The 4,255-nt window shown below is 62.4% G+C and carries 4 protein-coding genes and 3 pseudogenes; 6 read left to right on the top strand and 1 reads right to left on the bottom strand.

Annotation, left to right across the window (positions count from 1 at the left end; all coding sequences use genetic code 11):
- The 6 genes and pseudogenes from BN871_RS28690 to BN871_RS28050 form a co-directional block, all read left to right on the top strand.
- Window positions 1-352 (top strand): annotated as a pseudogene (locus BN871_RS28690) (hypothetical protein); the annotation flags it as partial.
- 5 nt (window positions 353-357) lie between these two features.
- Complete coding sequence (locus BN871_RS24540) at window positions 358-957, top strand: metallophosphoesterase (RefSeq protein WP_048749613.1); 600 nt, start codon at window positions 358-360, stop codon at window positions 955-957.
- Between the two features lie 168 nt (window positions 958-1,125).
- Entirely contained in the window at window positions 1,126-2,013 is an 888-nt protein-coding gene (locus BN871_RS24535) for a LysR substrate-binding domain-containing protein (protein WP_048749612.1), read from the top strand.
- A 128-nt stretch (window positions 2,014-2,141) separates the two neighbouring features.
- Window positions 2,142-3,002 (top strand): hypothetical protein, encoded by an 861-nt coding sequence (locus tag BN871_RS24530; RefSeq protein ID WP_021882170.1) that lies wholly within the window; start codon window positions 2,142-2,144, stop codon window positions 3,000-3,002.
- An 83-nt stretch (window positions 3,003-3,085) separates the two neighbouring features.
- Complete coding sequence (locus BN871_RS24525; RefSeq protein WP_232313319.1) at window positions 3,086-3,439, top strand: YidH family protein; 354 nt, start codon at window positions 3,086-3,088, stop codon at window positions 3,437-3,439.
- 124 nt (window positions 3,440-3,563) lie between these two features.
- Window positions 3,564-4,100: pseudogene (locus BN871_RS28050) on the top strand (acetylxylan esterase); the annotation flags it as partial.
- Window positions 4,101-4,132: 32 nt separating this feature from the next.
- On the opposite strand, the pseudogene BN871_RS29460 reads toward BN871_RS28050, so the two are convergent.
- Window positions 4,133-4,183: pseudogene (locus BN871_RS29460) on the bottom strand (hypothetical protein); the annotation flags it as partial.
- Between the last annotated feature and the right edge of the window lie 72 nt (window positions 4,184-4,255).

Genomic DNA, 4,255 nt, shown 5'->3' with positions numbered 1-4,255 from the left:
CGCAGCATTTCAATCTTCCGAACGTGTCGCAGACGGGCGCCAAGCCGGACGCTCCGTGTATTCCTTCGACTACGGCCCGGCGGACTTTCTGCCGCGGGACGGCTCGTCCTCCGGCGATGCGGCCGCTGCCGAGGCCGCGGCTTCGCTGGAGCCGGGCATGGAGCCGAACCGCTTGCCCGTGCATGTCATGCACAGCGTCTTCGAAGGCAAGGGCTGGAGAGTGCTGGCCCGCACGGCCGACGGACAGCCGCTGACGTTCCTGCATCATCGGCCGCTGGCGGCCGGAGACGAGGGCATGCTGACGATATCCCCGAACGATCTCTACCTTTATCCACAGCAGGAGGCAAACTGACCATCATGTCCCGAATACTGGCACTATCCGACATCCATGGCTTCACCGCCGAAGCTCGCTTGCTGCTGGAAGCGGCCGCATACGAGCCGGGCAGGGACAGGCTCTTTCTGCTTGGCGATTATATCGATTACGAGCCGCATACATGGAGCTCCCTGAACGACGTCATGGAGCTGGCCTCCGGCGGCGCCGTCGCGCTTGCCGGCAACATGGAGCGGCATCTGCAGCGGCATCTGGAGCGGGAGCTGGCGAGCCGCGGGAGCCTGGATTCCGCAAGCTCCGCGCAGCTGCAATTTCTCCAGAGCCTTCCGCTCCATGCGGCCGAAGGCGGCTGGCTGTTCGTGCATGCCGGCATCCGTCCCGGCCTGCCTCTGGAGCGGCAGACGGAGCCGGATCTGATCGGCATCCGGGAGGAGTTCTGGGGCGCCGCCGATGCGCCGCCGATGCAGCCTTCGGGACTGGGGAGACAGGCGGCGCAGGGCTGCCGCCGGCTCATGTCGTGTTCGGCCACACGCCGACGCACAAGATCGGAGCGCCGCCGGGAGAGCTGTGGCATGGCCCCGGCAAGCTCGGCATCGACACCGGGGCCAAGCACGGGCTGCGGTTGACGCTCGTCGATCTGACGAGACGGAAGGACTATTCTTGTCCGACTCGTCCCCAAGAAAGGCAGGCCGGCATCCGGATCAGCGCTTGGGGATGACCGGACGGCACGAATGGCAGGAGAACGGCCGGGAGGCTCTCTTTTTCAACCAGGATGAGGAAGGCGGGACAAGGGAATGAACCTTCTGAAGTTCCAGATCGTCGAGCTGCTCGACAAGCACCGCAAAGTAACCGCCGTGGCCGAAGTGCTTGGCCTCAAGCAGCCGACGGTCACCTACCATATGAAGTCGCTGGAGCAGGAATACGGCGTGAAGCTGTTCGAGCCGCGGATGGACAAGGTGATTCTGACGGAGGCGGGGCGCGCCTTGCTGCATTATGCGGGAAAAATCAACAGCCTCGCCGCGGAGGCGAGGCGGACAGCCCAGGAATACGGGACTCCGGGGAGGGGGACCCTCCGCATCGGGGCCAGCTATGTTCCGGCGACCTACATGCTGCCGCGCCTGCTCAAGGAGTTCGCCCGCCGTCATCCCAAGGTGACGGTCACGCTGGCCGTCAAGCCATCCTCCGTCATCAAGGAGATGCTGCTGAGCCACGAGATCGATCTCGGCGTCCTGTCGGCGGAGCCGTTCCGCCTGCCGATGCTTGACGTGCATGAGCTCTGCGACGACGAGCTCGTGCTGGCGCATGCTCCGAGCCATTACTTGGCCGCCAGCCCTGAACTGAACCCGGGTCTGCTGGCGACCGCCGACTTCGTCCTGCACGGACGGCATTCCAGTACGCGCGAGCTGACGGACCGCTGGCTGGAGCAGCATGGAATCCGCTTGGAGCAGCATCTGGAGCTGGATTCGCTGGAAGCGATCAAGCAGGCGGTCATTCAGGGCGGTCATGTATCGTTCGTATCGGGACTGGCGGTCCAAGGAGAGGTGGCGAGAGGCTTGCTGCTGGCAAGGCCGATTCCGGAGTTCCGCTACCGGCGCACGATCAGCTGCGCCAGCAACCGCGACCGCCATCCGTCCGGCCAGCTGCAAAGCATGATGGAGCTGCTGTCGGGCCGTATTCAATAAACCTTGAGCGGCATTCAACTTTTAATTCCGTATTTAACGCACTCTCCGAATCTCCTTGATGTTGCCGGGACAAGCCGGAGCTACAGTTAAGAAGCCGGAAGGCAAAATCAGGCAGGGGAGCGGATGAGATGAAAAGCGTATGGAAAAAAGCGGCTGCGGCGGTATTGGCCGGGGGCTTGATCGCGACAATCGGCATGCAATCGGGCGAACGGGCCCAAGCGGCAAGCTCCGTCATGGTTCCGGGTTACGAAGTGAAGCTGCTGCTCAGTCCGGCAGCCGCGCTCGGCAGCGACGGCAAGCCGTCCCCGGCGCTGGCAAGCGCCTTCGGGCTCGGTTCCGCGCAGAGCATCGGCGTGGAGTATTTCGACACCGGGTCCCTCGATTTGAATTCGAAGGGATGGGATGTGCGCTTCCGCAAGAAAGCCGACAAATCGAACTTCGAGATCAGCTACAAGAAGCGTTATCCCATCGTGAACGGCAATATCAATGCGGCGCTGGAGCAGGCCAGGCTGGAGGGCTTCACTTCCTCGGACGACAATTACGAGGCCGAGATCGACTGGAACTACAGCAAGCAGACGCTGAGCATTTCCACGGAGAAAAAGAAAAGCGCCTCGGGCTACAGCGGCACGGCTCTGCCGGCAGAAAGCAAAGCGCTCGGCATGGCGGTGGATGAAATCCCCGGCAAGCTGGAAAATTGGAGCGCCTCCGGCTGGGGCAAAGGGAAGCTGTCGGCTGCAAGAGCGCATGGACCAGTGGCTGTAAGCAAGTATACGGGCGCCTTCGACGGACTGGAGACGGATCTGGAAATCTGGCCGATCCGAAGCGCCTCCGGAACGGGAACGGAGACGATCGTGGAAGTTTCCTTCAAGACGGACGACGCTGGCGAGGCCGCGGCGGAGCGGGACAAGCTGATTGCCTTCGTGCAGGGCAAGGGCTGGCTCGTGCCTCAGGATTCGCTCAAGACCCAGTTGATTCTGGAACGTTATTAGACGCGGATTTCAAGGCCTTCCTGCGGGAAGGCCTTTTTGCGCTTCCCGTGTCCGGGGTATGATGGGGGAAAGGAGAGATGACGATGGAACAGGAAGCGAAGTACACCCAGCAGCATCTGGCCAACGAACGGACCTTTCTCGCCTGGGTGAGGACGAGCATCGCCATGATCGGCCTCGGCTTCATAGCCGCAGGACTCGTGCTGCAGACGGAGGTGCTCGGCCGTTCGGGCCGTCTCATCGCTTCCGCCGGGGGCATCGGCTCGGTCATCATGGGAGCCGTCGTCCTGCTGCTGGCGGCCAGGGATTATTTCCAGAAGCGCAGAGGGATCAACGAGGAGCGGTTCCGCTCTCCGATTCTGCTCGTCTGGATCGTCTCCGTCACGCTCGGGCTGATCAGCCTGCTGCTGATCGTCCTCGTCTTCCTGATGGTTCTGTGAGGCTCTGCCAGAGCGGGCGGCGCGGGGCGCCAAGCGAGGGTTGACGGGTCCGGCATGCGTGATAAAAGGAAAGGAAAGACGGTTATTGGCCGCCTAACTAACCAAACGAAAGAGGTTTTCGACGATGCCGATGCTCGACATGCCGCTCGAGGAGCTGCGCCGGTACGAGGGGCGCAACCCGCGTCCGGCCGATTTTGACGCCTATTGGGAGCGAGCGCTGGAAGAGATGAAAGCGGTTGATCCTCAAGTGGAGCTTGTGCCGGCAGCCTTTCAGGTGCCGCATGCGGAATGCTTCGACCTGTATTTCACCGGGGTGAAGGGAGCCCGCATCCATGCCAAATACGTGCGGCCCAAAAACATCCCGCAGCCGCATCCGGCGCTGCTGCATTTCCACGGCTATTCCGGCCAATCCGGAGACTGGGCGGATAAGCTCGGCTACGCGGCGCTCGGATTCTCCTTCTTCTCCCTGGACGTCCGCGGCCAAGGGGGCTCCTCGGAGGACGTCGGCGGAGTGAAGGGCAACACCTTGCAGGGCCATATCATCCGCGGCCTCGACGGCGAGCCGGATGATCTGCTGTTCCGGCACATCTTCCTCGACACGGCCCAGCTGGCCGGCATCGCCATGGGCATGCCGGAGGTCGATCCGGAGCGCGTCGGCGCGACSGAGCTATCGTTCAGCACCCTGGACACGGTGGCGGTAGAGACGCCGGCCCGATGGGCGACATCGACAATCTTCACATCCATGATAGACATCAACCTTTATAATAGGACTAGTTCCGATCGTTGGAAGCAAGAAGCAAAAGGGAACTGTAATCG

Source organism: Paenibacillus sp. P22, from assembly GCF_000469945.2.
Taxonomy (GTDB): domain Bacteria; phylum Bacillota; class Bacilli; order Paenibacillales; family Paenibacillaceae; genus Paenibacillus_O; species Paenibacillus_O humicus.
This window is presented reverse-complemented; position numbering and strand designations above follow the sequence as displayed.

Excerpts from the sequence above, each read along its gene's own strand:
- BN871_RS24540 (WP_048749613.1), top strand. The coding sequence starts at position 358 with ATGTCCCGAATACTGGCACTATCCGACATCCATGGCTTCACCGCCGAA.
- BN871_RS24535 (WP_048749612.1), top strand. The coding sequence starts at position 1,126 with ATGAACCTTCTGAAGTTCCAGATCGTCGAGCTGCTCGACAAGCACCGC.
- BN871_RS24530 (WP_021882170.1), top strand. The coding sequence starts at position 2,142 with ATGAAAAGCGTATGGAAAAAAGCGGCTGCGGCGGTATTGGCCGGGGGC.
- BN871_RS24525 (WP_232313319.1), top strand. The coding sequence starts at position 3,086 with ATGGAACAGGAAGCGAAGTACACCCAGCAGCATCTGGCCAACGAACGG.